Below are 23,962 nucleotides of genomic sequence, written 5' to 3'. Positions count from 1 at the left end.
CATGTATGAACGACAAATCCGACACATCAGACACTCCCGATCCCGCAGCCGCCCCCAGCAAATCGCATGGCCGGATTTCCGTGCGCGCCAGCCTGAAGCCGCGCGATCTGATGGAAGAACCTTTGCACATCAAAGGCGCATGGCGGGCGAAAATCATCACCCTGATGCCCGATGCCTTCCCCGGTATCCTTGGCATTTCCTTGACCGGCAAAGCGCTTGATCTGGGCCTCTGGGCGCTGGATGTGATCAACCTGCGCAGCTTCGGGCAGGGCAAGCACCTGAACGTCGATGACACCCCGGCCGGGGGCGGTGCCGGCATGGTCCTGCGCGCCGATGTGCTGGACGCGGCCCTGACCGACGCCGCCCAACATACCCCGCGCGACGGCACCCGCTGGCCGGTGATCTACCTTAGCCCGCGCGGCAAACCGTTCAATCAGGCCATGGCCCGCCGTTTCGCCGCCTGCGACGGCGTGACCCTGCTGTGTGGCCGGTTTGAAGGCGTTGATCAGCGCCTGCTGGATCACCACGACATCGAGGAAGTCAGCCTTGGCGATTTCGTGCTGACCGGCGGCGAAATCGCCGCCACCGCCCTGATCGACGCCACCGTGCGCCTGTTGCCGAAAGTGCTGGGCAATCAGGACTCGACCGTCGAAGAATCCTTTTCGGATGGCCTGCTGGAACACCCGCAATACACCCGCCCCGCCGTCTGGAACGACCTGCCGATCCCCGAGGTGCTGCAATCCGGCAATCACGCCGCCATCGCCAAATGGCGGCAAGCGCAGGCCGAAGACATCACCAAGACCCGGCGGCCTGACTTGTGGCAAGCCTACCTGCGCCGCAAGGCCTGATCGGACAAGCTACCAGACCGTAAAGCGGATCGGCACCGTCGCAATCCCCAAAGCCAGTCGCAGGTTATGCGCTTGCAACGACCATGCGCCCGCAGCGCCAGCATTGGCCCCCAGATTGAACAGCGATGTCAGCGGGTGCGACAGCGTGCTGACATAGGTGCCATACTGCGAAAGCTGCACATTGCCGCCCACCTCGGCGCATTCAAACGAAATCGTCTGGCCCGCACCGCGATGGTGCCCCGTCAGTGTGGTAAAGGTGAACATCAGGCTTGTCACCGCGCTCACCTGCACGGGGTCCGAGCCGGTGCCCATATTGTTGAACGGCCCAACCGTGTCGATCAGATCATAGATGACACCCAGCCGGATACTGGAAATCCCGCCGCGCCCAGAAACCGTGAACGGGAAGATGTCATTGGGGCGGGCTTGCAGAATAGCCATCGCCCGCAACGCGGTGACGCTGGCAGAAACCGGGCCGATTTCCCAGTCATGTCGATAAGTCGCCATCATAAAACTCCTCTGTATGAAATACGTAAAGCTCAGTAAACGTGCGGTTCAGCGGCTGGCGGGTTGTCACCGCTCGGAAAGTACAAGCTGTCAAATGCTGGTCGAAGGCTGACGAATAAGGTGGGTTGGCCAAACTGGCCCGGTCAAATTACCTACAAACGCTAGCCGAAACGACGCGTTCGCTCAAGGGTTGCATTGCGTATCTGCCCGGTTTTCGGGGTAGGGAGGACCGTAGCTTGACAGCCATAATAAGCCCACCTATACGCGCCAAGTCCGGGGTCAAAAGCCCGTCGGGCCCGATTCCTTTTGCCGCAACGCTTGCGTTCTTCTGCAAGTCTGGCGCAAGGCGCGGATTTCAAAAGCGTGCCGCATCTCTGGCGGGGTCACATCTGTGGCGACCCGGTGGAAGACCAGAAGCTCTACGGCTGCATCACGTCGGGGAAAACCCTGCAAACAAAGGAACTGCGATGAACCTGATCGCCCAACTCGAAGCCGAGCAGATTGCTGCGCTTGGCAAGAAAATCCCGGATTTCAAAGCCGGTGATACCGTGAAAGTCGGCTACAAAGTGACCGAAGGCACTCGCTCGCGCGTGCAGAACTACGAAGGCGTCTGCATCGCTCGCAAGGGCGGCTCGACCATCGCGGCTTCGTTCACCGTCCGCAAGATTTCGTTCGGCGAAGGTGTGGAACGTGTGTTCCCGCTGTATTCGACCAACATCGACAGCATCGAAGTGGTCCGTCGTGGCCGCGTACGTCGCGCCAAGCTGTATTACCTGCGCGATCGTCGCGGCAAGTCGGCCCGGATCGTCGAAGACACCAACTACAAACCCAAAGCAGAGTAAGGAACAGGGCGATGAAAGACGGAATTCACCCCGACTATCACACCATCAACGTCAAAATGACCGATGGCACCGTGTTCCAGACCAAAACCACCTGGGGCAAAGACGGCGACCAGATGGCGCTGGACATCGACCCGCTGGCGCATCCGGCATGGACCGGCGGCTCGGCCAAACTGATGGACACCGGCGGCCGCGTGTCGAAGTTCAAGAACAAATACGCCGGTCTGGGTTTCTGATCCCACACCACGGCAAGAATTGGGGCGTCTCTGCGGAGGCGCCCTTTTCTTTTGCCGCCCCTGATTTCGCCGCATTTGCGTGGCATCAGGCGGCATGCTCCGCATCCTATTCGCCCTGACATGCCTTGCACTGCCCGCCCATGCGGAAAATGACGTGTTTGAACAACTTTCTGGCGTGTACGGCGATCCCGACGGTTTTGTCGAAACCTGCAAAGGCGCGCCGCAGCACGTGATCTTCAGCAAGGATCGCAAGCGCGGAGCGGTGCAAGTTTTCAGCGATCTGAACGGCACCACCGACATGCTTTTGGCGATAGACCTGCCGTTTGCCGTTCTGGGTCGCACTGCGCAAGGCATCCTCATCCAGTTTGACAGTGAAGACATGCGCGATCCCACCGGCGCGCTTCGGACGTGGGAGTTTCGCCCCCTGACCAATCCTGACCGCTACTGCTGGCACGCCACAGGGTCGCCCGAGCCCGAATGTATCAACACCGTGCGTCTGTGCGATTCCGACGTGCCGATGTCATAAGCAACTTCCCGCTTCCCCTTTCTGCCGCTAACCGTATAGGAAGCCGGAAAGACCAAAGGGGAAGCGATATGGCGCATATCATCGTTGTCGGCAATGAAAAGGGTGGCTCGGGCAAATCGACCACCTGTATGCATGTCGCGACAGCATTGTGCCGGATGGGCCATCGCGTTGGCGCGCTAGACCTTGATCTGCGGCAAAAATCCTTCGGCCGCTATGTCGAAAACCGCCGCGCCTTCCTGGCGCGCTCTGGCCTCGATCTGCCCACCCCCGATTACCGCGATCTGCCCGAGGTTGAGGCGGGCTCGTTGGCGCAAGGGGAAAACGCGTTTGACGCGCGTCTGTCATCCGCCGTGGCACAACTGGAGCCTGTGTCGGACTTCATCCTGATCGACTGCCCCGGCAGCCACACGCGGCTGTCACAAGTGGCGCATTCCTTGGCCGATACCCTGATCACGCCCTTGAACGATAGCTTCATCGACTTTGATCTGCTGGCCCGCGTCGATGCCGAAACCGGCAAGGTCAAAGGCCCGTCAATCTATTCCGAGATGGTGTGGAACGCGCGGCAGTTGCGCGCACAGGCGGGGCTGAAGCCGATTGATTGGATCGTGTTGCGCAATCGGCTTGGCGCGCAGCAGATGCACAACAAGAAGAAGGTGGGTGCCGCGTTGGAGGAACTTTCCAAGCGCATCGGCTTTCGTGTCTCACCCGGTTTTTCCGAGCGGGTGATCTTTCGCGAACTGTTCCCGCGCGGTCTGACCTTGCTTGATCTCAAGGACACCGGCGTTGATCAGCTGAACCTTTCCAACATCGCCGCGCGGCAAGAACTGCGCGACCTGATGAAAGAGCTTAAGCTTCCAGGGGTGTCAGTCTCGTTTTGAACAGCATCGGTTGCGCTTCCCGCCGCGCTTCGCGGGTGCGGGTGCGTTCCAGCCGCATGTCAAACATATCCGGGCCAGTATCGGCCTTGCGGGCGAACAGGCCAAAACGGGCGAACAGGGCGTATCCGAATTTCATGGTGATCTCCTGCGGCTAAACTTCGTTAAGACCAATCTGAAGTTGAATCGCGGCGGGAAAATGACCGACACGCGTTAGTTTCTGGCCGATTTCGCGCCGTGTGAAACAATCGGTTGCTGCATTGGTCGTAATCCGGCCTTCTGTCGCCAGATAATCATTCTTTGGTGGAATGCCCCTCGGCATCGTCTTCCGCCAACTCATCCGCCAGAAATCGCTCGAACGCGTCCAGATCCACCGCTTCGAATTGCCCGAAACCCTGCATCCACACGCTAGCATTGCGCAAAGCGTCCGGCTCAAGCTTGCACCAGATCACCCTGCCGCGCTTTTCACGACTGATCAGACCTGCATCTGCCAAGATGCCCAAGTGCTTGGAAATCGCCGTCAGGCTCATCTGAAACGGTTCGGCCACGTCGGTGACGGCCATATCATCTTCCAGCAACATGGCCAAAATCGCCCGCCGGGTCGGGTCAGCCAAAGCGGCGAAAACGGTGTCGAGATGGGCTGCCATATCATGACTATCCCAAGCCCTCACGGGATCGTCAACCAAATGGTTGAATATGCGAAAGCGCGATGGATGGCATCCGGCAATCTGAGCGCGTCCATAAATACAAGCAATATCAAAGCACTAATGGAATTTTTCGATACTTGACTCATTCGCCCCCTGTTCGTAGGTATGCCGCAACCTTCAGGAGGCTTTTGCCGTGGTATCTGACGCAGATCGTGAGCGCTTGGCCGCCCTCGAAAAGCGGATCGAAACCGCCAAAGCCGCCGCAGCGCCCCGGCGCAGCGCGAATGAGGAAAAGCACCGTCAGGCACAGCTTGCCTGGCGCATGGTGATAGAGCTTGTAGCCGGTCTGCTGATCGGCTTTGGCATCGGATACGGGCTGGATACCCTGTTTGGGACCATGCCGATTTTTCTGGTGCTGTTCGTGTTGGCTGGGTTTGCGGCGGGGGTGAAAACCATGCTGCGCTCGGCAAAAGAGATGCAGGACAAGGCCGCGCAAGCCCAAGGTCCGCAAGCAAACGCCACCTCGGTGGCCGATGATGAAGAGGAAGACTGACGTGGCAGCCGAAGCGCATGAAGGTGGTTTGTCGTTCCATCCGCTCCAGCAGTTCGAGGTTCACCCGCTGTTTGGCGAGGGCCCGATCCACTGGTACACCATCACCAACGCAACCGTCTGGCTGCTGCTGGCCGCTCTGGCTGTGATCTTCATCTTTGGTTTCGGCTCGGCTGGCCGCAAACTGGTGCCCTCGCGCCTGCAGTCCATCGGCGAGATGGGCTACGATTTCGTGCATAATATGGTCGTCGATGTGACGGGCGAAGACGGCGCGAAGTATTTCCCGATGATCATGACGCTGTTCCTGACCATCGTGTTTTCCAACATGCTGGGCCTGCTGCCGGGTTCGTTCTCGCCAACCTCGCATATCGCTGTCACCGCAGTGATGGGTGTGGGCGTGTTCCTGTTCGTGACCCTGCTGGGGTTCTGGAAGCACGGTCTGCACTTCCTCGGCCTGTTCTGGATGAAAGATGCGCCGCTGATCCTGCGTCCGATCATCGCGCTGATCGAATTGATTTCCTACTTCGTGCGCCCCGTCAGCCATTCCATTCGTTTGGCAGGCAACATCATGGCGGGCCACGCGGTTATGAAAGTGTTTGCCGCCTTCGCGCCGATGATCCTGATCTCGGGCATTGGTGTGCTGGTAACGCCGGTGTCGGTTCTGGCCATCACCGCAATCTACGCGCTGGAGGTTCTTGTGGCCTTCATTCAAGCCTACGTTTTCACCATCCTGACCTGCGTTTACCTGAAAGATGCACTGCATCCGGGCCACTAAACGCCGCTCTTAACCCTATCTAACCTATTCCATCGTAAGGAGAATATCATGGATCTCGCAACCGCAGCCGCACTCGGCAAATTCATCGGCGCTGGTCTGGCCGCTATCGGTTCCGGCGCTGCCGCAATCGGCGTTGGCAATGTTGCTGGCAACTTCCTGGCTGGCGCTCTGCGCAACCCGTCGGCAGCCGGCTCGCAAACCGCGACCCTGTTCATCGGTCTGGCCTTCGCAGAAGCTCTGGGGATCTTCTCGTTCCTCGTCGCTCTGCTGTTGATGTTCGCAGTCTAATCTGACGTCAGCATCCTTACGGTCAGGGGTGCCGCCCAAGCGCGGCGCCCTTGAGCATCAAAAAGGGTCCGACGGAGGGCAAAATGGCGACCACGACCACGACTGAAGCCGCAACGGAAGTTGCGCATGAGGCCGCTAAGGCAGGAATGCCGCAGCTGGACCCCACCCATTTCGCAAACCAGATCTTCTGGCTTGTCGTCACCCTCTTGGTGATTTTCTTCGTGCTGAAGCTGGTGGCCCTGCCACGCATCGGCGGCACATTGGCAACCCGGCGCGGCACGATCGTCAATGATCTGGCGGCTGCGGAAGAGTTGAAGCAAAAGGCCGTTGCGGCTGAGAAAGCCTATAACGATGCGCTGGTCGCAGCGCGGGCAGAGGCTGGCAAGATCGTCACCGCTGCCAAGGCTGACATTCAGGCAGACCTGAACAAAGCCATCGCAAAGGCCGATCTCGAAATCTCGGCAAAAGCTGCGGAATCGGCTGGCCGCATCGACGAAATCCGGGCTGGCGCGCAAGACGCGATTGCCGAAGTGGCCAAAGACACGGCCAAGGAACTGGTGGCAGCATTGGGCGGCAAGGCAGATGCCCGGTCGATCACGGCAGCCGTCACCGCGCGGTTGAAAGGATAAGCGATGAAAAACGTCTTTCTCATCATCGCCCTGCTCGGCATCGTTGCGGTCGTCACCGCCGACAGCCACGGCGCGCCGCTGGTCAGCCTGCACAACACCAACTTCGTGGTGCTGCTGGCCTTCCTGATCTTTGTCGGCATCCTGCTTTACACCGGTGTGCCCGGTTTGCTGGCCAAGGCGCTTGACGCCCGTGCAGCCCGCATCAAGGCTGAACTGGATGAGGCGAAAGCCCTGCGCGACGAAGCCAAGGCATTGCTGGCCTCTTACGATGCCAAGCACAAGGAAGTGGCCGAGCAATCGGCGCGCATCATCGCTTCTGCCAAGGAAGAAGCCGAAGCTGCTGCCAAGCAGGCCAAGGCTGATCTGACCGCTTCCATCGCACGCCGTCTGGCTGCTGCAGAAGAGCAGATCGCTTCGGCTGAGGCTGGCGCGCTGCGCCAAGTCCGCGAAAGTGCGATTTCGGTTGCCGTTGCTGCCGCTGGCGAAGTGCTGGCCAAGCAAAACACCGCAGAAGCGGCCTCGGCCTCGATTGACGCGGCGATTGCCACGGTGGACGCCAAGTTTCACTGATCGCCAGTGACGATTCCTGAAAAGCCCGGTGCAGCGCGCCGGGCTTTTTCATGCGCTACTTCGATTGCTCGTGCTGCAAACGTTGCTTGGCCACCGCCTCATTCCGGTTCGCCTTGATCTGATCCGCCATCGCGGTTTCCACAAATCCCAGATGCGTCACCACCGCCGCCCGCGCGGCCTGTGGGTCACGCGCCTGCAAGGCTGCGTTTATGGCGCGGTGTTGATCCAGCAATTGATCACGGGTCAGCCGGTTCTTGAACATCATCTGCCGATTATAAAACACGCCCATCCGCAGCAGATCATACATCGCGCGCATCATATGCAGCATCACCACATTATGGCTGGCCTCGATGATCGCCATGTGAAACGTCGCATCCAACTCGGCCTCATCGGTCGGGTCGCGCTTGCTGTGTGCGGCTTCCATCTTGGTGAAAATCGCATCAATCACCGCCAGATCGGTGTCCGACCCCAGCCGCGCCGCCCGCTCTGCCGCCAAACCTTCCATATCACGGCGGAAGTCGATGTAATCGAACACAGCCTCTTCATGCGCTGAAAATAAACCGATCAGCGCCGGGGAGAATGCCGAACCCAGCACCTCGGCCACAAAAATCCCCGCATTGGGCCGGCTGATCAACAACCCGCGCGCCTGCAAATCCGCCACTGCCTCGCGCAGTGATGGCCGCGATACCCCCATACGCTCAGACAGTTCCCGCTCTGACGGCAGACGCTCGCCGGGGCGCAGGATGCCGCGCAGGATCAGCAATTCAATCTGCTGCACCACAGAATGTGACAGTTTCTCGGCGTCAATTTTAAGGAAGGGCATGAACGGCTCCGGCTGATTGGTGCAAACATATGACCAATCTGCAAGCCGCTCAACGACAAAGGGCCGGAGTTGCCCCCGGCCCTTGCAAACATGCCGCCAGACTTAACGAGTCGGGCGAATGATGATCTCAACCCGACGGTTCTGCGCCCGGCCCGAAGCGGTCAGGTTCGAGGCAATCGGCTGATCCTCGCCACGGCCATAGGCCGCCACACGACCAGCCGGCACGCCCGAGCTGATCAGCACATTCGCCACAGCCGAGGCGCGGCGCTGCGACAGGTCTTGGTTATAGGCTTGCGAGGCGGTGTTGTCGGTGTGGCCGATCACCTCAATGGTCGAATTCGGATAGCGGTTCAGCGACGATGCCACCGCGCGCAGATCCGAGGTCAGGTCCGGGCGCAGCGTAGCGCTGTCGCTGGCGAACAGCACGTCTTGCGGCATGTTCACCACCAGATACTGGCCGTTGTTGGTCACGGACACGTTCGACGACAGCGAACCGCGCAGATCTGCGGCCTGTGCATCCAGGCTCGACCCAATCGCGCCCCCAACAGCAGCCCCCAACGCACCACCGATCACGGCTTTCGCCAGACGGTCGTCGCCCTTGCTGGTAGCCCCGGCAACCGCGCCCAGCATACCGCCGACGATCGCACCATTCTTGGCGCGGGCATTCGGGTCATTCGGATAAGCATCGGGGTTAACGCAGGCTGTCAGCGCCATCAGCGTGACGGTAGAGATGATAACCGGGGTCTTGAACATCATGGCTGCCTCTGAATTGTCTGGGTGGGCCGCTTCGGCCTCGCCGCTAGCTATATATCAACGCGCACCATTCGGCATGGTTCCCAAGTTGAATTGGCAATTTATCGCGCAGATGTGAAAATGCTGAAAAACGCCGCGATCATCCCCTTGCATCCGCGCGCGCCGCTTCCCATGCCAGCATCGCACGCTTGACGGGCAAGCCCCAGTGATAGCCGCCCAAACCGCCCGATTTGCGCAGCGCCCGATGGCATGGCACCAGAAAGCTGATCGGGTTGCGCCCCACCGCCGTGCCAACGGCCCGTTGTGCCGTGGGATGCCCGACAGCCTTGCCAATTTCCGAATAGGTCGTGACTTGGCCAGAGGGGACGTGCAGCAGCGCCTCCCAGACCTTCAGCTGAAACGGCGCCCCGATCAGATGCAGACGCGCCCCGCGCCCAGCCATCGCCTCGGTGACAAGCGGTTCAATGCTGGTGTCCTCGATAAAGGTCGCATTGGGCCAGCGCGATGTCAGGTCTGTCATCGACCAGTCCCTGCCAAACTCCTCGGTAAAGCCCATCCCGCAAATGCCGCGATCGGTCGCCATCACCAGCGCCTCGCCGAACGGAGTCAGGAAATAGCCCCAACGGATCACCAATCCTGCACCACCCGTCGCATATTCACCCGGGCTCATCGCCTCCCATGTCAAAAACAGATCATGCAAACGCCCGCCGCCGGAAAGCCCCGCCGCATGGGCCGTTTCCAACACGGTGAAACGGTCCGCCAGCAAACGGCGCGCATGGTCCAGCGTCAGATATTGCTGATACCTTTTGGGGCTGACACCCACCCATTGCGAAAACGTGCGCTGAAAATGCGCAGGGCTCATCCCCATCCGCGCGGCCAGATCATCGAGGCTTAGGCCGGGGCCGCCCTCGTCGATGATCTTCAACGCGCGCGCGATGACGGCGTAATGATAGCTGTTCTGGTCAGTCATGCTGTTCTCCTTCCTGCCAGAATAGGCAGGACGCGCGCCGTAAGCGACCCGGTTCCTGCGCCTTTCACGGCATTTCGCGCGGCACTGCAGGTGTAGCTTGCGATGGCACAGCACAAGACAAGCGCACCAGAAACCACAACATCTTGTGGAAATCGACTCAAAAATGACACTCAGGCACAAGTCATTCCCAGATGGGAAACAGATTCTGCCGGCAGCCACCCGAACCGAGAAGCTTGCCCGATGCGGGGCAATCGGGCATATCCAAACCATGACACGCCAACTCGACTACCCCGCCATGCAGCGCATTTTCTCCCGGTTTCAGGCCTTGGAGGCCGAACCTAAAGGAGAGCTTGAACACACCAACGCCTTCACCCTGGTGGTGGCGGTTGCGCTGTCGGCGCAGGCCACCGATGTGGGGGTCAACAAAGCCACGCGCAAACTGTTTCAGATCGCCGATACCCCCGCCAAGATGCTGGCCTTGGGCGAGGAAGGCTTGATTGAGCACATCAAGACCATCGGGCTTTACCGCAACAAGGCCAAGAACGTGATCAAGCTCAGCCAGCTTTTGATCGACAATTTCGGCGGCGAGGTGCCCTCCAGCCGCGCCGCACTGGTGTCGTTGCCGGGTGTGGGTCGGAAAACCGCGAATGTGGTGTTGAACATGTGGTTCGGCCAACCCTCGCAAGCAGTGGATACCCACATTTTCCGCCTCGGCAACCGCTCTGGCATCGCCCCCGGCAAGGATGAAACCGCGGTGGAACGCGCGATTGAAGACAACGTCCCCGCCGAATACCAACGCCACGCGCATCACTGGCTAATCCTGCACGGGCGGTATATCTGCGTCGCGCGCAAACCCAAATGCGGCATCTGCCCAATCGCGGATGACTGCCTGTTCGAGGAAAAGACCCCATGAAACGTTATCAGATTGTCGGCATTGGCAACGCGATTGTCGATGTGTTCGCTCAGGCTGATGACAGCTTTCTCGAGATGATGGGCATCGAAAAAGGCATCATGCAGCTTGTCGAGCGCGAACGGGGCGAATTGCTCTATGCCGCGATGAAAGATCGCGTGCAGGCACCGGGCGGGTCGGTGGCGAATACGCTCGCGGGTTTGGGCAATCTGGGCCTGACCACGGCCTTTATCGGCCGTGTGCATGATGACGCTTTGGGCAGGTTCTACGCCACCTCGATGGCCGCAGGCGGCACCGATTTCGTCAACGCCCCGGTGCCGGGCGGCGAGCTTCCGACCTCGCGCTCGATGATCTTTGTGGCCCCGGATGGCGAGCGGTCGATGAACACCTATCTCGGCATCTCCTCGGAACTCGGGCCAGAGGATGTCTCCGATGCGGTCGCGGGCGACGCGGCCGTGCTATTCCTCGAAGGCTATCTTTACGACAAGCCCAAGGGGATGCAGGCATTCGAACGTGCCGCCAAGCTTTGCCAGGCCGCTGGCGGGCAGGCCGGGATCGCACTGTCAGACCCGTTCTGCGTAGACCGCCACCGCGACGATTTCCGCCGGTTGGTCAAGGATCTGGATTACGTGATCGGCAACGAACATGAATGGTCCAGCCTGTATCAGACCGATCTGGACGCAGCTTTGAAACAGGCAGCGGCAGAGGTCGGTCTGGTGGCCTGCACACGTTCGGGCGATGAAGTGATCGTGATCCGCGGCACAGAACGCGCCAAGGTTCCGGTGCGCCGCGTGGTGCCGGTCGATGCGACCGGGGCAGGCGATCAATTCGCAGCCGGATTCCTCTACGGCATCGCCACCGGGCGGTCACTGGAGGTTGCGGGCCGGATGGGCTGCGTGGCGGCTGCCGAGGTGATCAGCCATTTCGGCGCGCGTCCCGAAGCCAATCTGGCGGATTTGTTCGCCGCTGAAGGGCTGATCTAACGCGTAGCCCAAGCTTCATCTTGGCAAAAATACTCCCGCCGGAGGCATCCGAGGCCAATCGCAGAAGCCTCCGGCGGGAGTATTTAGACCAAGATGAAGACCTAGAGCGGCCAAGACCCGAAGGGGCGAGGCCGCCGGGGCGGGACGCAAACTTTGGTCTTTGTCTCGCGATCCAAAGACGGGACAGGGTTGCAGGGGCTGCTGCTTTCGGGCATCACCCTTCCCAATGGCATCGGTTTGTGAGGTTTACGATGGATTATGGCAAATCGGGCAATCCCCGCGCAGACAAGAACGTGCCGCAGCGCAAGGTCGGCAAAAAGGGCCTTGGCGCGGAACGCTCGCCCAACGGTGGCAAGGCCAGCAAGGAAGAACTCGTCGCCCGGATGAAAGCGGCGGCTGCGGCAAAGGCGGCAGAGGCAAAATAACGCCTGTTCAGGCGCGCAGATTACCCCCGCTCCCCGCCGCCCCGGACTTGATCCGGGGCCTCTTGGCAGCGATGTTATCGCACCGCTTCCAGCCCGGCATCCTTCAACGTGCAATCCCTAATCGTGTCGGCACCGCAGCGGCGGGGCTCCAGATCTTTGGTCAAGCAGATGCGGATTTCCTGGATCATGCCATTGCTGCATGTCACCGTCATCTGATCGCGGGCGATCTGCGGATTGGCCTCGGCAAAGGCGTCTTCGATCACCGAGGCGGGCACATGCAGGTCTTTGGTGATCTTGGCGAAGATCGGCGGGATCACCACGGCTTTGTAAGCCTTGCGCATCGTGGCGTAGTAGGCTTTGGCGGAAAGCCCCGAACAACGGCCGTGTTTCTTCCATTCATAAAATGCCAGACCAGCCCCGCCCATGATATCGGCCATCTGCGCCGAGTCGCTGCGGTTGGGATCATTTTCCACCGTGCGGCAATCGGATGGGTAGCCGCTCTCATATTGCGGCCAAAGCCCGTGCAGTGTCCAGGTCAGGCCACGGCCCGCATCGCATTGCGGATCGCGCCGCGCGTCTCCGGTCAGTGCACACCAGTTCGACGACCAACCCAGTGACATCACGTAATAGTCGAAATCGCCTGCTTTCTCGCCCTGCGCCTGTGCGGCGGTGCCCAGAAAAATCGCCGTGATCACCCAAGCCAGCAGACGCATTTTCACTTTCCCTTTGCGACAAACCGCAGTATATGGGCCAAGATTTCCCTGAAAACGAAAACTTCGCGGCCCCGGTCGCAGCCGTTTTCCCGGCTCGGGGAAGATTTGTAAAGTCCCACCTTGGGTGGGCAGATGCGAAAGGATTTCCGATGTCGAAGCCTTTGATGTCCAAAGCGACCGCCGTCTGGCTGGTGGACAACACCACGCTGACCTTCCGCCAAGTGGCAGAGTTCTGCGGGATGCATGAATTGGAAGTGCAGGGCATTGCCGACGGCGATGTGGCAACCGGGGTGAAGGGATTCGATCCGGTCGCCAACAACCAACTGGATGCGATCGAGATCGAGCGCGGCCAGAAAGACCCGCTGTATAAGCTGAAGCTGAAGTTCAACGCCTCGGCTGTGGGCGAAGAAAAGCGCCGTGGACCGCGTTATACCCCGCTGTCCAAGCGTCAGGACCGCCCGGCGTCGATCCTGTGGCTGGTGAAATTCCACCCGGAATTGTCGGACGGCGCGATTGGCAAACTGGTCGGCACCACCAAGCCGACGATTGCTGCAATTCGCGAGCGGACGCATTGGAACATCAACAACATCACCGCGATTGACCCGGTTGCGCTGGGGCTGTGCAAGCAATCCGAGCTGGATACCGCAGTGCAGGCCGCAGTGCGCAAGAAAGCGGCTGAGGGCGGCGTGATGTCGGATGACGAGCGGCGCAAGCTGGTGTCGACCGAGCAGTCTTTGGGCATGGATACCGAGGCGAAAATGCCCTCGGCTTTGGGTGCGGGTCTGGCGCAGTTCACCCGTGAAGAGCAGGAAGAAAAGCCTGCCGATTTCTCGGATGCCGACAGCTTCTTCAACCTGCCGCATGGCGATGATGACGATGAGGACGAGGACGACGATATCCGTCGCTGATCGTCTGATCAGGTGAAATGCAAACCCCGGCCCAGCGGCCGGGGTTTTGTTTTGTGGATCAGTGCGCCATCAGCAGCGGGATCGCGGTGCGTTCCAGCATATAGCGGGTGGTGCCGCCAAGGATCGCCTCGCGCAGGCGCGAATGGCCGTAAGCACCCATCACCAGCATATCAGCGTTCTGGTCGGTGGCGTGGCGCATCAGCACATCGCAGGTTTGCGGCAGGGTGCGGGCCAGCACCGAAACCTCGGCATGAACGCCGTGGCGGGTCAGCAGTTGGCACAGCATGCCGCCGGGATCCGAGCGTTCTTCGCCTTGGGTCGGCGGGTCGATCACCGTGATGTTGACGCTGTCGGCGGCTTTCAGGAACGGCAGCGCACGGCGGGCGGCAGTCATCGCCTCGGTACTTTGGTTCCATGCCAGCACAATGCGTTTGGGCTGGATGTTCGGCCCCAAGCCATTGGCGGGCAACACCAGAACCGGGGCTTTGCCGTCAAACAGGGCGGCCTCGACCACTGCTTCGGAATCGGCGCCCGACTCGGCGCCATAGGGGCGGGGCTGGATGACCAGATCGGCAAATCGGGCACGGCTGGCGACAAGATCGGTCAACGCACCCAGTTGGGTGATCACGGTCTCCACCCCATAACGCAGATCGGGGCCTTCGGCGGCAAGGGCGGCGCGCGCGGTGGCTTCCAGCGCCTTGGCATCCGCTTCGGCGCGGTCGATGCCCACCTGCATCAGCACAGCGCCGGTGCCAATATAGGAATAGCCCATCTGCGTGCGATCGACGCCCAGGACCAGCACATCGAGATGGGCATCCTGCGCCCGCGCCATACGCGCGGCGGCGCTGATCGCAAGAGCTGCGTCGGCAGGATTGCTCAGCACGGTCAGAATCGTTTTGTAGTCCATTGCACGGTCTCCCTGTTTGGGTGGTGTCGCGGTGCAACTGTGCCTTGCGGTTCGATGCCCCGCCTTGACCTTGATCAAGCTTGGCCTTGATCCGTTTTAGATGGGGACTGGTTGACATGGATCAAGGCCCACGGCCGCCCCGACTGCCAGAAGCGGGTCAGTCAAAAGCGTTGGCCGTGGCCCGAGTCGAATTCTGTGAACCCGACAAAGCTGCGGACCGGACCAAAGTCGAAGGGACGCAAAATGTGGGATTACGTGAAACTGATCGTGCTTGGCACGATCGCGGTATTGGCCGCGATCGGGGCCAATTTCGCGCATGATCTGCCGTATATGGTGAACGCAATCGTCGTCATGCTGGCCGCTTCCATCACCTTTGTGTGGGAGATCCGGCATGTGGGCGAGGTGCGGGTGCATCCGGCAAATGAATATATGGACGGCGTGGTGCGCGCCGGGGTGATCGCGACAACTTTCTGGGGTGTCGTGGGGTTTCTGGTGGGTGTGGTCATCGCCTTTCAACTGGCGTTTCCGCAGCTGAACCTGGGCAATATCACCGATGGCGTGCTGAACTTTGGCCGTCTGCGCCCACTTCACACCTCTGCGGTGATCTTCGCCTTTGGCGGTAATGCCCTGATCATGAGCGCGTTCTACATCGTCCAGCGCACCTGCGGCACCCGGTTGTGGGGCGGCAATCTGGGTTGGTTCGTGTTCTGGGGCTGGCAGTTGATGATCGTGCTGGCGGCGACCTCGTATGTCACGGGGGGCACACAGGGCAAGGAATATGCCGAAACGGTCTGGTATATCGACATCTGGATCACCGTGGTCTGGGTGGCGTTCCTGCTGGTGTTCATGGGCACGCTGTGGAACCGCCGCGAGCCGCATATCTACGTTGCCAACTGGTTCTTGCTGTCGATGATCATCACCGTGGCTATGCTGCATCTGGTCAACAACATGGCGGTGCCGGTTTCTATCCTGTCGTCGCAATCGGTGCCGGTGTTCTCGGGTGTGCAGGATGCGATGACGCAGTGGTGGTATGGCCACAACGCTGTGGGCTTCTTCCTGACCGCAGGTTTCCTCGGCATGATGTATTACTTCGTGCCGAAACAAGCCGAGCGTCCGGTCTATAGCTACAAGCTGTCGATCATCCACTTCTGGGCGCTGATTTTCCTGTATATCTGGGCTGGTCCGCACCACTTGCACTACACCGCCTTGCCCGAATGGGCCGGCACCTTGGGGATGGTGTTCTCGATCATCCTGTGGATGCCAAGCTGGGGCGGCATGATCAACGGCCTGATGACGCTGTCGGGGGCATGGGACAAGCTGCGCACCGATCCGATCATTCGGATGATGGTGATCTCGATCGGCTTCTACGGCATGTCGACCTTTGAAGGCCCGATGATGTCGATCAAGGCGGTCAACAGCCTGTCGCACTATACCGACTGGACGATTGGCCACGTGCATTCCGGCGCTTTGGGCTGGAACGGCATGATCACCTTTGGCGCGCTTTACTTCCTGACGCCGCGTCTGTGGAACCGCGATGGGCTTTACAGCCTCAAGCTGGTGTCCTGGCACTTCTGGCTCGCCACGATTGGCATCATTCTCTACGCCTCGGCGATGTGGGTGACGGGGATCATGGAAGGCCTGATGTGGCGCGAAGTCGATGCCAATGGCTTCCTGGTCAATGCTTTCGCCGACACCGTGGCTGCCAAGTTCCCGATGTATGTGGTGCGTGGCACGGGTGGTCTGATGTATCTGACCGGCGGGCTGATCATGGCATATAACCTGTGGATGACGGTGCGCGCACAGCCCGCCAAAGCCCCGGTGAACGCCAATAACTTCGTCCCGGCGGAATAGGAGGCTGAGATGGCTTTTCTGGACAAACACAAAGCAATCGAAACCCATGCGACCCTGCTGATGGTTCTCAGCCTGTTGGTTGTGACCATTGGTGGCATCGTGGAAATCGCACCGCTGTTCTATCTGCAGAACACCATTGAAAAGGTGGAAGGGGTGCGCCCCTACACGCCGCTGGAACTGGCGGGGCGGGATATCTACATCCGCGAGGGCTGCTACAACTGCCACAGCCAGATGATCCGCCCGATGCGCGACGAGGTAGAGCGTTATGGTCATTATTCTTTGGCTGCCGAGTCGATGTATGATCATCCGTTTCAATGGGGCAGCAAGCGCACCGGGCCGGATCTGGCACGGGTGGGCGGCAAATACTCGGATGCCTGGCATGTCGATCACCTGATGGACCCGCAGGCGGTGGTGCCGGAATCGGTGATGCCGAAGTACAGCTTCCTGATGGATGCTGAAATTGATGGCAAATACATCGGCGACATCATGGCGACGCATCGGCTGGTGGGTGTGCCTTACTCTGACGAAGATATGGCCAATGCCAAAGCCGACTTTGCCGCACAAGCCGACCCGAACGCCGATACCACGGGGATCGAGGCGCGCTATGGCAAGGTGACGGTGGCCAATTTCGATGGCCAGCCGCAACTGACCGAGATGGATGCGCTGGTGGCCTATTTGCAGGTGTTGGGCACGATGGTCGATTTCTCGACCTTCATTCCCGACCCGAAACGCTAGGGGGACGCGATGGAACTTTATAGTCTCTTGCGCGAATTCGCCGACAGTTGGGTGCTGTTGTTCCTGACCGTGTTCTTTCTGGGGGTGTTCGTCTGGGCCTGGCGGCCCGGATCGCGGCAAACCCATGAGGATATTGCGAATTCGATCTTCCGCCATGATCAGAAACCGGCGGCACCTGCGCCGCAAACCGAGGAGGCGTGAGACATGTGCGCCAAGCAAGTAAAGCAAACCCCGCGTGAGGTGCCGACAACCGGCCATGTCTGGGACGGGATTCAGGAATTTGACAACCCGATGCCGCGCTGGTGGGTGTGGGTTTTGTATCTGACAATCATCTGGGGGATTGGTTACACCATCGCCTATCCGGCCTGGCCGTTGCTGACCGGGCATACCCAAGGGGTGATCGGATCGAACCAACGGACCGAGGTTGAGGCCGATATCAAGCGGTTTGACGATGCCAATGCACCGATCAAGGCCAAGTTGGTGGCGGCTGATCTGGCCAGCATTCCGGGCAATGACGAGTTGAAGACCTTTGCGGTCTCGGCTGGGGCTTCGGTGTTCAAGAACAACTGCGCGCAATGCCATGGCTCGGGTGCAGCCGGGGTGCAGGGTAAGGGCTATCCGAACCTGCTCGACAATGACTGGCTGTGGGGCGGCGACATGAACGCGATCCACACCACAATCACCCATGGTATCCGCAACACCACCGATGAAGATGCGCGGTTGTCGCAGATGCCAGCCTTCGGGGTGGATGGCATCCTAGAAAAACCGCAGATCGCCGATGTGGTGCAGTATGTGCTGCAAATCTCGGGGCAGGATCATGATGCGACGCAGGCATCAGCGGGGGCTGCGGTGTTCGCCGAGAACTGCGTTGGCTGTCATGGTGAGGATGGCAAGGGCAACCGCGAGTTCGGCGCGCCGAACCTGACAGATGCGATCTGGCTGTATGGCGGCGATGCGGCGACCCTGACCGAGACTGTCACGAAGGCCCGCTATGGCGTGATGCCGGCCTGGGGTGGCAAGCTGTCAGAAGATGAAATCCGGGCTGTTGCAACCTATGTGCATAGCCTTGGTGGCGGCGAGTAACTGCACTAAACCCAGAAAAGCCGCCCCCGGTGCGCGCCGGGGGCGGCTTTGTCTTGTGGGACGATCAGCGGCGTGGCCCGTCGCCGGGGGTGCCGCTGCGGCCCTGCCAGAAATATTCATCCTCCCACCGCCGTTGCGCGACCAGTTTCTCGCGGCTGGTGCGGCGGTCGGTTTGCGGGGCGCTGGGGTGATCGGTGCGGGTGGCGACGCCAAAGGCGGCAGCAAGAATTCCTAACATGGTGGCCTCGTATCGGTTGCTTGATGTGATGAATATCGCCCAGAGTGGCATATGATTCCACGCAGCAACCATTTTTCCATGTAAGGTTTACTTTCATGATTGACTAGCGACACATGCCCCCACTATCGGCGTTGCGGGCATTTTCGGCCCTTGCCGAAGCTGGCGGGGTCGAGGAGGCCGGGGCGCGGATTGGCGTGACTCATGCGGCGATCAGCCAGCAAATCCGGGCGTTAGAGGCGCATCTGGGCTTTGCTCTGGTCGAACGAGGTGGGCGGCGGTTGGGGCTGACGGCGGAGGGGCGGCGTTTGGCAGAGGTGTTGCAAGGCAGCTTTGCCGCGATTGCCACCACGATTAACGATCTAGCCGGGGCCGATGCCGCACGCGTCTTGCGGATCACCACGACCTCGACTTTTGCGGGCGGATGGCTGCTGCCGCGGCTAGCGGATTTTCGAGCCAAGCATCCGGGAATTGATCTGGTGATCGACCCCACCGCGGAAAGCCGCGACATCGGGCGTGAAGCTGATCTGGGCATCCGCTATGGCAATGGCGGATGGCCTGGGCTGGTGTCAAAGTTGGTGCTGCGCTCGGGCGTGGTGGTGGTGGCTTCGCCCAAGCTGGTGCCCGAGGGTGCGGCCTCGACCTTGGCTGATCTGGCGAAACTGCCGTGGTTGCAGGAGTTGGGCACATCCGAGGCGACGGCGTTTCTGGAGAAGCACGGGCTTCAGCGGGCGATGGGGGCGGGGATGACGTCGATGCCGGGCACGCTATTGCTGGATGCGGCGCGGGATGGGCAAGGGGTGGCGATATCGGTGCGCGCGTTCATGCAGGCCGATCTGAACGCCGGGCGCTTGCGGCTGCTGCACGAAGATCATGGCCGCGAGGGCTATTTTCTGGTGACGCGACCGGGAATTTTGCGCCCAGCGTTGCAGGTGTTTTGCGATTGGCTGCTGAAGCAAGCGGCCAGCGGGCGTGGACAAACGGTCGCAGGGTGAAGCTGTATTTCGGATGCGGAATTGATTCATGTCAAAGTCCGGCAGGGCGACGGGGCGCATAGAGGGGCAGCCTTAGCCACCGGAGACTTCCGTGACCCATACCGATTCCCCACCACCCAGCCTTTACGCCGCACGCGAACCGATTTTTCCGCGCCGGGTCAAAGGCACCTTTCGCACGCTGAAATGGTGGCTGATGGGGGCGATGCTGGGGATCTATTACATAACGCCGTGGCTGCGCTGGGATCGCGGGCCAAGCCTGCCGGATCAGGCAGTGTTGGTCGATATCGCCAACCGGCGGTTTTTCTTCTTCATGATCGAGATATGGCCCTACGAGTTCTATTTCGTCGCGGGGCTGTTGATCATGGCGGGGCTGGGGCTGTTCTTGTTCACCAGCGCCGCAGGGCGGGTCTGGTGTGGCTATGCCTGCCCGCAAACGGTGTGGACCGATCTGTTCATTCTGGTGGAACGCTGGGTTGAAGGCGACCGCAACGCGCGGCTGCGGCTGCATCGGCAAAGCTGGAACATCGAAAAGCTGCGCAAGCGGGCGGTGAAATGGACGGTCTGGCTGCTGATCGGCCTCGCCACCGGCGGGGCTTGGGTGTTCTATTTTACTGATGCGCCGACACTGCTGCAAAACTTGATCCACGGCACCGCGCACCCGGTGGCCTATATCACCATGGCTATTCTGACAGCGACGACGTTTTTCTTTGGCGGCTTCGCGCGCGAACAGATTTGCATCTATGCCTGCCCGTGGCCGCGGATTCAGGCGGCGATGGTGGATGAGGACACGCTGACCATCGGCTATCGCGACTGGCGGGGCGAGCCGCGCGGCAAGGCGAGCGTCGAAGGTAACGGCGATTGCATCGACTGTATGGCTTGCGTCAACGTCTGCCCGATGGGGATTGATATTCGCAACGGGCAGCAGATGGCTTGCATCACTTGCGGTCTGTGCATTGACGCCTGCAATGACACGATGGCGAAGATCGGCAAGCCGTTGAACCTGATCAGCTATATGGCCCTGACGGATGAAACCCGTGAACGCGCGGGGCAACCTCCGAAATCGGTCTGGGCGCATGTGTTCCGGCCGCGCACGGTGATGTATACCGTGCTATGGGCGGGGATCGGTATAGCGCTGGTGGTGGCGCTGTTCCTGCGGGCGTCGATTGATGTCAGTGTGACTCCGGTGCGCAATCCGATGTTTGTGACGCTGTCGGATGGCTCTATCCGCAACACCTATGAATTGCGGCTGCGCAACAAGCATGGCGAGGACCGCTGGTTCACCTTTGCCGCGACCTCTGATGCCGGGTTCTTGCTGACGCTGGATGGCGAGCCGGGGTTGAAGGTGCTGGTGCCTGCCAATGCGACCAAAACCCAGCGCCTGTTCGTGACTGCCCCTGCGCATTCGTTGGGCGCTGAGGCTGCACGCACCGATCTGCGGCTGTGGATACAGGATCTTGGCACCGAAGCCGTGCCAAGCAATGATCGGGTGCATCATGACACCGTGTTCAACGGAAAGGGTGAATAAGATGGCCGAAGCAGGCGTGCGCGAAATCAAGGGCTGGCATGTGCTGGCGTTTACCGTGGCGGCGTTTGGCGTGATCATTGCGGTCAATCTGGTGATGGCCTATAAGGCGATCAGCACGTTTCCGGGGCTGGAGGTGGAAAACTCCTACGTCGCCAGCCAGACCTTTGACGCGGATCGCAAAGCGCAAGAGGCTTTGGGCTGGACGGTGGCGCCGCAATACGATGGCGCGAAGGACGAGCTGGTGCTGGCCTTCGCCGACAAGGCGGGCAAGCCGGTGGTGGTTGAGGGTTTGCAGGTGCTGCTGGGCCGCGTAACCGAGGCACGCGAGGATTCCACGCCGCAATTCATCTATGAAGGCGGGGTCTATGTGGCGAAAGTGGCGCTGCATACCGGCAAATGGATGCTGCATGTCACCGCCCATTCGGGCGATGGCGTGCTGTTCCAGCAACGGCTGAATCTGTTTGTGAAGGGCTAGGCCATGGCACTGGTCGAGGTTGAACACGGCGGAATGGCGGCTTGTCCGGCCTGTGTGGTGGCACCAATGGCAGCGGCTCAGGCGCAGGTGGCGGCCAAGGGACGGCTGATGCTGTCGCTGCCTGCGGCGCATTGCGCGGCTTGTATCTCGACAGTTGAAGGCGCGCTGGCGGCGGTGCCGGGAGTGGCGTCGTCGCGGGTCAATCTGACGATGAAGCGGGTGTCGGTGGATGCGGATGCAGAGGTGACAGCCGAGGCTTTGATCGGGGTGCTGGCAGGCGTGGGCTATGAGGCGCACGAGCTGGATGCGGGCTTGCTGAGCGCCACCGAGACAGATCGTCAGGGCCGCGAGTTGCTGATGCGGTTGGGTGTCGCGTTTTTCTCGATGATGAACGTGATGCTGCTGTCGGTGGCGGTGTGGTCGGGGGCAGAAGGTGCCACGCGCGACATGTTCCACTGGATTTCGGCGGCGATTGCGGTGCCGACGGTGATTTTCTGTGGCCAGCCGTTTTTCCGCTCGGCTTGGGCGGGGGTGAAGGTTGGGCGGCTTGGGATGGATTTTCCTATCTCGCTGGCCTTGGTGCTGGCTTCGTCGATTTCGTTGTTCGAGACGATCAAATCCGGGCATCACGCCTATTTCGATGCGGCGGTGATGCTGTGCTTTTTCCTGCTGCTGGGGCGGTATCTGGACCATCGCACGCGCGCAGTTGCACGCTCGGCTGCCGAGGAATTGGCGGCGCTTGAGGTGCCTCGGGCCATGGTGCTGCTGGATGGCGCCGAGGTGGTGCGGGTGATCTCGGAAGTGGCCGTTGGTGATCTGGTGCGGGTGCGTCCGGGTGGCCGGATGCCGGTGGATGGCGTGGTAGAGGCAGGCGCATCTGAGGTGGATCGCAGCCTGCTCACCGGGGAAAGCCTGCCGGTGTTCGTGGGGCCGGGGACGGTTGTGGCGGCGGGTGAGGTCAATCTGACCGGGCCGCTGGAGGTGCGGGTGACGGCGGCGGGGCGCGATTCTAGCCTGCACCGGATGGCTGATCTGGTGGCGGTGGCGGAAAGTGCCAAAACGAAATACACGACGCTGGCTGAACGCGCGGCGCGGTTTTATTCGCCCTTGGTGCATATCCTGTCGTTCAGCGCCTTTGGTTATTGGATGTGGGCGACGGGCGGGGATTTGCGCTTTGCGATCAATATCTCGGCGGCGGTGCTGATCATCACCTGCCCCTGTGCCTTGGGATTGGCGGTGCCTGCCGTAGTGACGGCGGCAAGCGGCAAGCTGTTTCGCAAGGGGCTGCTGATCAAACATGGCACGGCGCTGGAGCGGCTGGCGCAGGTGGATACCGTGGTGTTCGACAAGACCGGCACGCTGACGATGGGCGCGCCGGAATTGGTGGATGGGGCGGCGCATCCTGAATGGGCGTTGCAGGTGGCGGCGGGGTTGGCGGCTGGCTCATCACATCCGCTGGCGCAGGCTTTGGCTGCGGCGGTGCGGGCGCAGGGACTGGCAGCAGAGGCGATCGCCCATCTGCGCGAGGTGCCGGGATATGGTGTTGAGGGGTATTGGCAGGGGCAGGCGGTGCGCTTGGGCCGTGCAGATTGGTGCGACGTTGCTCCGCTGGAGGTGACGGCGACTTATCTGCGCGTTGGCGCGCAGACGCAGGCCTTTGCCTTTGCCGATAGTTTGCGTCCGGGGGCCGTGGCTGCGATTGAGCAGCTTATGTCGCAGGGGATGCGGATCAAGCTGATCTCAGGCGATGTGCCGGGTGCGGTGCAGGCCATGGCTGCGCGGCTGGGGATTTCCGATTGGGTGGCGGGGGCGCTGCCCGCCGAAAAAGTGGCGCTGGTGCGGGATCTGACGGCAGAGGGGCGGCGGGTGCTGATGGTGGGCGACGGGCTGAACGACACGGCGGCCTTGGCGGCTGCGCATGTCAGCATCTCACCGGCGACGGCGCTGGATGCGGCGCGGACGGCTTCGGACATCGTGCTGCTGGGGCAGGATATGGCGCCGATTGGCGATGCAACCCGAATAGCGCGTCAGGCAACGCGGCGGATGGTTGAGAATTTCGGGATTTCGGCGGCTTACAATGTGATCGCGGTGCCGCTGGCGTTGATCGGGGCTGCAACGCCTTTGGCGGCGGCCTTGGCGATGTCTTTGTCGTCGATTACGGTGTCGCTGAATGCGATGAGGTTGAAGTGATGGAGATCCTGACGATCCTGATTCCGGTATCGTTGATTCTGGGGGGCATTGGCCTGCTGGCCTTCATCTGGGCGATGAAAACCAAGCAGTTTGATGATCCGTCGGGCGATGCCAGCCGGATTTTGATGAAGGACTGGGACGATCATCCAAAGCCGTAAGCGAATTCGGCACGAAAATCGGTTACGTAGCGCTGT

At 60.7% G+C, this 23,962-nt stretch carries 32 protein-coding genes; 23 read left to right on the top strand and 9 right to left on the bottom strand.

Annotated features, from left to right (window positions below; genetic code table 11):
• Nucleotides 1-5: 5 nt before the first annotated feature.
• A complete protein-coding gene (trmD, locus tag ACFOGH_RS12405; RefSeq protein WP_380073383.1) occupies nucleotides 6-848 on the top strand; it encodes a tRNA (guanosine(37)-N1)-methyltransferase TrmD in 843 nt (280 codons plus the stop codon).
• 9 nt (nucleotides 849-857) lie between these two features.
• Here trmD and ACFOGH_RS12400 read toward each other — a convergent pair whose 3' ends face one another.
• A complete protein-coding gene (locus ACFOGH_RS12400; RefSeq protein ID WP_380073382.1) occupies nucleotides 858-1,352 on the bottom strand; it encodes a hypothetical protein in 495 nt (164 codons plus the stop codon).
• A 467-nt stretch (nucleotides 1,353-1,819) separates the two neighbouring features.
• On the opposite strand from ACFOGH_RS12400, the gene rplS reads away from it, so the two are divergent.
• From rplS to ACFOGH_RS12380, 4 genes are all read left to right on the top strand, one after another.
• Nucleotides 1,820-2,194, top strand: a complete 375-nt coding sequence (gene rplS, locus ACFOGH_RS12395) for a 50S ribosomal protein L19 (protein ID WP_380073381.1) — start codon at nucleotides 1,820-1,822, stop codon at nucleotides 2,192-2,194.
• An 11-nt stretch (nucleotides 2,195-2,205) separates the two neighbouring features.
• Entirely contained in the window at nucleotides 2,206-2,427 is a 222-nt protein-coding gene (gene rpmE, locus ACFOGH_RS12390) for a 50S ribosomal protein L31 (protein ID WP_380073380.1), read from the top strand.
• A gap of 94 nt (nucleotides 2,428-2,521) precedes the next feature.
• On the top strand, nucleotides 2,522-2,953 hold the full coding sequence (locus ACFOGH_RS12385; RefSeq protein ID WP_380073379.1) for a hypothetical protein: 432 nt from the start codon (nucleotides 2,522-2,524) through the stop codon (nucleotides 2,951-2,953).
• 68 nt (nucleotides 2,954-3,021) lie between these two features.
• Entirely contained in the window at nucleotides 3,022-3,831 is an 810-nt protein-coding gene (locus ACFOGH_RS12380; protein WP_380073378.1) for a division plane positioning ATPase MipZ, read from the top strand.
• On the opposite strand, the gene ACFOGH_RS12375 is transcribed toward ACFOGH_RS12380, so the two are convergent.
• A complete protein-coding gene (locus tag ACFOGH_RS12375; protein WP_380073377.1) occupies nucleotides 3,800-3,967 on the bottom strand; it encodes a hypothetical protein in 168 nt (55 codons plus the stop codon). The genes ACFOGH_RS12380 and ACFOGH_RS12375 overlap by 32 nt on opposite strands.
• A 154-nt stretch (nucleotides 3,968-4,121) precedes the next feature.
• Nucleotides 4,122-4,475 carry an ArsR/SmtB family transcription factor gene (locus ACFOGH_RS12370; protein WP_380073376.1) on the bottom strand — a complete coding sequence of 118 codons (354 nt, stop codon included), beginning with the start codon at nucleotides 4,473-4,475 and terminating at the stop codon, nucleotides 4,122-4,124.
• 193 nt (nucleotides 4,476-4,668) lie between these two features.
• Between ACFOGH_RS12370 and ACFOGH_RS12365 the strand changes: the two genes are divergently transcribed.
• The 5 genes from ACFOGH_RS12365 (at nucleotide 4,669) to ACFOGH_RS12345 (ending at nucleotide 7,287) form a co-directional block, all read left to right on the top strand.
• Nucleotides 4,669-5,028, top strand: a complete 360-nt coding sequence (locus ACFOGH_RS12365) for an AtpZ/AtpI family protein (RefSeq protein ID WP_380073375.1) — start codon at nucleotides 4,669-4,671, stop codon at nucleotides 5,026-5,028.
• On the top strand, nucleotides 5,012-5,800 hold the full coding sequence (locus ACFOGH_RS12360) for a F0F1 ATP synthase subunit A (protein WP_380073374.1): 789 nt from the start codon (nucleotides 5,012-5,014) through the stop codon (nucleotides 5,798-5,800). The genes ACFOGH_RS12365 and ACFOGH_RS12360 overlap by 17 nt, the downstream gene beginning before the upstream one ends.
• Nucleotides 5,801-5,848: 48 nt before the next feature.
• Nucleotides 5,849-6,088 (top strand): F0F1 ATP synthase subunit C, encoded by a 240-nt coding sequence (locus tag ACFOGH_RS12355; protein WP_054005488.1) that lies wholly within the window; start codon nucleotides 5,849-5,851, stop codon nucleotides 6,086-6,088.
• 83 nt (nucleotides 6,089-6,171) lie between these two features.
• A complete protein-coding gene (locus tag ACFOGH_RS12350; RefSeq protein ID WP_380073373.1) occupies nucleotides 6,172-6,717 on the top strand; it encodes a F0F1 ATP synthase subunit B' in 546 nt (181 codons plus the stop codon).
• A gap of 3 nt (nucleotides 6,718-6,720) precedes the next feature.
• Entirely contained in the window at nucleotides 6,721-7,287 is a 567-nt protein-coding gene (locus tag ACFOGH_RS12345) for a F0F1 ATP synthase subunit B family protein (RefSeq protein ID WP_380073372.1), read from the top strand.
• Between the two features lie 55 nt (nucleotides 7,288-7,342).
• On the opposite strand, the gene ACFOGH_RS12340 is transcribed toward ACFOGH_RS12345, so the two are convergent.
• The 3 genes from ACFOGH_RS12340 to ACFOGH_RS12330 form a co-directional block, all read right to left on the bottom strand.
• The gene (locus ACFOGH_RS12340) at nucleotides 7,343-8,110 is read right to left on the bottom strand and encodes a FadR/GntR family transcriptional regulator (RefSeq protein WP_380073371.1); all 768 of its coding nucleotides are present in this window, start codon (nucleotides 8,108-8,110) and stop codon (nucleotides 7,343-7,345) included.
• Between the two features lie 102 nt (nucleotides 8,111-8,212).
• Nucleotides 8,213-8,866 (bottom strand): OmpA family protein, encoded by a 654-nt coding sequence (locus ACFOGH_RS12335; RefSeq protein WP_380073370.1) that lies wholly within the window; start codon nucleotides 8,864-8,866, stop codon nucleotides 8,213-8,215.
• Between the two features lie 136 nt (nucleotides 8,867-9,002).
• Nucleotides 9,003-9,833: a methylated-DNA--[protein]-cysteine S-methyltransferase gene (locus ACFOGH_RS12330; protein ID WP_380073369.1), complete on the bottom strand. Its 831-nt coding sequence runs from the start codon at nucleotides 9,831-9,833 to the stop codon at nucleotides 9,003-9,005.
• A 268-nt stretch (nucleotides 9,834-10,101) separates the two neighbouring features.
• On the opposite strand from ACFOGH_RS12330, the gene nth reads away from it, so the two are divergent.
• The 3 genes from nth (at nucleotide 10,102) to ACFOGH_RS12315 (ending at nucleotide 12,151) form a co-directional block, all read left to right on the top strand.
• Complete coding sequence (gene nth / locus ACFOGH_RS12325) at nucleotides 10,102-10,746, top strand: endonuclease III (protein WP_380073368.1); 645 nt, start codon at nucleotides 10,102-10,104, stop codon at nucleotides 10,744-10,746.
• Nucleotides 10,743-11,726 (top strand): adenosine kinase, encoded by a 984-nt coding sequence (locus ACFOGH_RS12320; RefSeq protein ID WP_380073367.1) that lies wholly within the window; start codon nucleotides 10,743-10,745, stop codon nucleotides 11,724-11,726. Before nth ends, ACFOGH_RS12320 begins: the two co-directional genes overlap by 4 nt.
• 251 nt (nucleotides 11,727-11,977) lie before the next feature.
• Nucleotides 11,978-12,151: a hypothetical protein gene (locus tag ACFOGH_RS12315; protein WP_380073366.1), complete on the top strand. Its 174-nt coding sequence runs from the start codon at nucleotides 11,978-11,980 to the stop codon at nucleotides 12,149-12,151.
• Nucleotides 12,152-12,225: 74 nt separating this feature from the next.
• Here ACFOGH_RS12315 and ACFOGH_RS12310 read toward each other — a convergent pair whose 3' ends face one another.
• Nucleotides 12,226-12,864: a ribonuclease T2 family protein gene (locus tag ACFOGH_RS12310; RefSeq protein WP_380074002.1), complete on the bottom strand. Its 639-nt coding sequence runs from the start codon at nucleotides 12,862-12,864 to the stop codon at nucleotides 12,226-12,228.
• A 149-nt stretch (nucleotides 12,865-13,013) separates the two neighbouring features.
• Between ACFOGH_RS12310 and ACFOGH_RS12305 the strand changes: the two genes are divergently transcribed.
• A complete protein-coding gene (locus tag ACFOGH_RS12305; protein ID WP_380073365.1) occupies nucleotides 13,014-13,772 on the top strand; it encodes a DUF1013 domain-containing protein in 759 nt (252 codons plus the stop codon).
• Nucleotides 13,773-13,830: 58 nt separating this feature from the next.
• Here the strand turns inward: ACFOGH_RS12305 and ACFOGH_RS12300 are convergent, their stop codons facing one another.
• Entirely contained in the window at nucleotides 13,831-14,679 is an 849-nt protein-coding gene (locus ACFOGH_RS12300; protein WP_380073364.1) for a universal stress protein, read from the bottom strand.
• A 243-nt stretch (nucleotides 14,680-14,922) separates the two neighbouring features.
• On the opposite strand from ACFOGH_RS12300, the gene ccoN reads away from it, so the two are divergent.
• The 4 genes from ccoN to ccoP are packed head-to-tail and all read left to right on the top strand — an operon-like array spanning nucleotide 14,923 to nucleotide 18,348.
• Nucleotides 14,923-16,530: a cytochrome-c oxidase, cbb3-type subunit I gene (gene ccoN / locus ACFOGH_RS12295; protein WP_380073363.1), complete on the top strand. Its 1,608-nt coding sequence runs from the start codon at nucleotides 14,923-14,925 to the stop codon at nucleotides 16,528-16,530.
• A gap of 9 nt (nucleotides 16,531-16,539) precedes the next feature.
• Entirely contained in the window at nucleotides 16,540-17,265 is a 726-nt protein-coding gene (ccoO, locus tag ACFOGH_RS12290; RefSeq protein WP_380073362.1) for a cytochrome-c oxidase, cbb3-type subunit II, read from the top strand.
• 9 nt (nucleotides 17,266-17,274) lie between these two features.
• Nucleotides 17,275-17,466: a cbb3-type cytochrome c oxidase subunit 3 gene (locus ACFOGH_RS12285; protein ID WP_380073361.1), complete on the top strand. Its 192-nt coding sequence runs from the start codon at nucleotides 17,275-17,277 to the stop codon at nucleotides 17,464-17,466.
• A 3-nt stretch (nucleotides 17,467-17,469) separates the two neighbouring features.
• Nucleotides 17,470-18,348, top strand: coding sequence for a cytochrome-c oxidase, cbb3-type subunit III (gene ccoP / locus ACFOGH_RS12280; protein WP_380073360.1), 879 nt, complete (start codon nucleotides 17,470-17,472; stop codon nucleotides 18,346-18,348).
• Nucleotides 18,349-18,412: 64 nt separating this feature from the next.
• Here the strand turns inward: ccoP and ACFOGH_RS12275 are convergent, their stop codons facing one another.
• Nucleotides 18,413-18,586 carry a hypothetical protein gene (locus ACFOGH_RS12275; protein WP_380073359.1) on the bottom strand — a complete coding sequence of 58 codons (174 nt, stop codon included), beginning with the start codon at nucleotides 18,584-18,586 and terminating at the stop codon, nucleotides 18,413-18,415.
• Between the two features lie 113 nt (nucleotides 18,587-18,699).
• On the opposite strand from ACFOGH_RS12275, the gene ACFOGH_RS12270 reads away from it, so the two are divergent.
• From ACFOGH_RS12270 to ccoS, 5 genes are all read left to right on the top strand, one after another.
• On the top strand, nucleotides 18,700-19,578 hold the full coding sequence (locus ACFOGH_RS12270; RefSeq protein WP_380073358.1) for a LysR family transcriptional regulator: 879 nt from the start codon (nucleotides 18,700-18,702) through the stop codon (nucleotides 19,576-19,578).
• Between the two features lie 91 nt (nucleotides 19,579-19,669).
• A complete protein-coding gene (gene ccoG / locus ACFOGH_RS12265; protein ID WP_380073357.1) occupies nucleotides 19,670-21,103 on the top strand; it encodes a cytochrome c oxidase accessory protein CcoG in 1,434 nt (477 codons plus the stop codon).
• A 1-nt stretch (nucleotide 21,104) separates the two neighbouring features.
• Nucleotides 21,105-21,578, top strand: coding sequence for a FixH family protein (locus ACFOGH_RS12260; protein WP_380073356.1), 474 nt, complete (start codon nucleotides 21,105-21,107; stop codon nucleotides 21,576-21,578).
• Nucleotides 21,579-21,581: 3 nt separating this feature from the next.
• A complete protein-coding gene (locus tag ACFOGH_RS12255) occupies nucleotides 21,582-23,768 on the top strand; it encodes a heavy metal translocating P-type ATPase (RefSeq protein ID WP_380073355.1) in 2,187 nt (728 codons plus the stop codon).
• The gene (ccoS, locus tag ACFOGH_RS12250; RefSeq protein WP_380073354.1) at nucleotides 23,768-23,926 is read left to right on the top strand and encodes a cbb3-type cytochrome oxidase assembly protein CcoS; all 159 of its coding nucleotides are present in this window, start codon (nucleotides 23,768-23,770) and stop codon (nucleotides 23,924-23,926) included. Before ACFOGH_RS12255 ends, ccoS begins: the two co-directional genes overlap by 1 nt.
• Nucleotides 23,927-23,962: the final 36 nt, after the last annotated feature.

The sequence above is a fragment of the Cypionkella sinensis genome, from assembly GCF_042646385.1.
GTDB classification, from domain to species: Bacteria; Pseudomonadota; Alphaproteobacteria; order Rhodobacterales; family Rhodobacteraceae; genus Cypionkella; species Cypionkella sinensis.
The sequence above is the reverse complement of the archived record's forward strand: the minus strand, read 5'-3'. Positions and strand labels throughout refer to the sequence as shown.

Bases quoted from the DNA above. Each gene is read 5' to 3' on its own strand.
- ACFOGH_RS12315 (WP_380073366.1), top strand. From the start codon at position 11,978: ATGGATTATGGCAAATCGGGCAATCCCCGCGCAGACAAGAACGTGCCG.
- nth (WP_380073368.1), top strand. From the start codon at position 10,102: ATGACACGCCAACTCGACTACCCCGCCATGCAGCGCATTTTCTCCCGG.
- ACFOGH_RS12275 (WP_380073359.1), bottom strand. From the start codon at position 18,586: ATGTTAGGAATTCTTGCTGCCGCCTTTGGCGTCGCCACCCGCACCGAT.
- ACFOGH_RS12285 (WP_380073361.1), top strand. From the start codon at position 17,275: ATGGAACTTTATAGTCTCTTGCGCGAATTCGCCGACAGTTGGGTGCTG.
- ACFOGH_RS12335 (WP_380073370.1), bottom strand. From the start codon at position 8,866: ATGATGTTCAAGACCCCGGTTATCATCTCTACCGTCACGCTGATGGCG.
- ccoS (WP_380073354.1), top strand. From the start codon at position 23,768: ATGGAGATCCTGACGATCCTGATTCCGGTATCGTTGATTCTGGGGGGC.
- ACFOGH_RS12330 (WP_380073369.1), bottom strand. From the start codon at position 9,833: ATGACTGACCAGAACAGCTATCATTACGCCGTCATCGCGCGCGCGTTG.
- ACFOGH_RS12300 (WP_380073364.1), bottom strand. From the start codon at position 14,679: ATGGACTACAAAACGATTCTGACCGTGCTGAGCAATCCTGCCGACGCA.
- rplS (WP_380073381.1), top strand. From the start codon at position 1,820: ATGAACCTGATCGCCCAACTCGAAGCCGAGCAGATTGCTGCGCTTGGC.
- rpmE (WP_380073380.1), top strand. From the start codon at position 2,206: ATGAAAGACGGAATTCACCCCGACTATCACACCATCAACGTCAAAATG.
- ccoO (WP_380073362.1), top strand. From the start codon at position 16,540: ATGGCTTTTCTGGACAAACACAAAGCAATCGAAACCCATGCGACCCTG.
- ACFOGH_RS12380 (WP_380073378.1), top strand. From the start codon at position 3,022: ATGGCGCATATCATCGTTGTCGGCAATGAAAAGGGTGGCTCGGGCAAA.
- ACFOGH_RS12375 (WP_380073377.1), bottom strand. From the start codon at position 3,967: ATGAAATTCGGATACGCCCTGTTCGCCCGTTTTGGCCTGTTCGCCCGC.
- ACFOGH_RS12400 (WP_380073382.1), bottom strand. From the start codon at position 1,352: ATGGCGACTTATCGACATGACTGGGAAATCGGCCCGGTTTCTGCCAGC.
- ccoP (WP_380073360.1), top strand. From the start codon at position 17,470: ATGTGCGCCAAGCAAGTAAAGCAAACCCCGCGTGAGGTGCCGACAACC.
- ACFOGH_RS12345 (WP_380073372.1), top strand. From the start codon at position 6,721: ATGAAAAACGTCTTTCTCATCATCGCCCTGCTCGGCATCGTTGCGGTC.
- ACFOGH_RS12360 (WP_380073374.1), top strand. From the start codon at position 5,012: ATGAAGAGGAAGACTGACGTGGCAGCCGAAGCGCATGAAGGTGGTTTG.
- ACFOGH_RS12340 (WP_380073371.1), bottom strand. From the start codon at position 8,110: ATGCCCTTCCTTAAAATTGACGCCGAGAAACTGTCACATTCTGTGGTG.
- trmD (WP_380073383.1), top strand. From the start codon at position 6: ATGAACGACAAATCCGACACATCAGACACTCCCGATCCCGCAGCCGCC.
- ACFOGH_RS12260 (WP_380073356.1), top strand. From the start codon at position 21,105: ATGGCCGAAGCAGGCGTGCGCGAAATCAAGGGCTGGCATGTGCTGGCG.
- ACFOGH_RS12270 (WP_380073358.1), top strand. From the start codon at position 18,700: ATGCCCCCACTATCGGCGTTGCGGGCATTTTCGGCCCTTGCCGAAGCT.
- ACFOGH_RS12255 (WP_380073355.1), top strand. From the start codon at position 21,582: ATGGCACTGGTCGAGGTTGAACACGGCGGAATGGCGGCTTGTCCGGCC.
- ACFOGH_RS12310 (WP_380074002.1), bottom strand. From the start codon at position 12,864: ATGCGTCTGCTGGCTTGGGTGATCACGGCGATTTTTCTGGGCACCGCC.
- ACFOGH_RS12385 (WP_380073379.1), top strand. From the start codon at position 2,522: ATGCTCCGCATCCTATTCGCCCTGACATGCCTTGCACTGCCCGCCCAT.
- ACFOGH_RS12320 (WP_380073367.1), top strand. From the start codon at position 10,743: ATGAAACGTTATCAGATTGTCGGCATTGGCAACGCGATTGTCGATGTG.
- ACFOGH_RS12350 (WP_380073373.1), top strand. From the start codon at position 6,172: ATGGCGACCACGACCACGACTGAAGCCGCAACGGAAGTTGCGCATGAG.
- ccoN (WP_380073363.1), top strand. From the start codon at position 14,923: ATGTGGGATTACGTGAAACTGATCGTGCTTGGCACGATCGCGGTATTG.
- ACFOGH_RS12305 (WP_380073365.1), top strand. From the start codon at position 13,014: ATGTCGAAGCCTTTGATGTCCAAAGCGACCGCCGTCTGGCTGGTGGAC.
- ACFOGH_RS12355 (WP_054005488.1), top strand. From the start codon at position 5,849: ATGGATCTCGCAACCGCAGCCGCACTCGGCAAATTCATCGGCGCTGGT.
- ACFOGH_RS12370 (WP_380073376.1), bottom strand. From the start codon at position 4,475: ATGGCAGCCCATCTCGACACCGTTTTCGCCGCTTTGGCTGACCCGACC.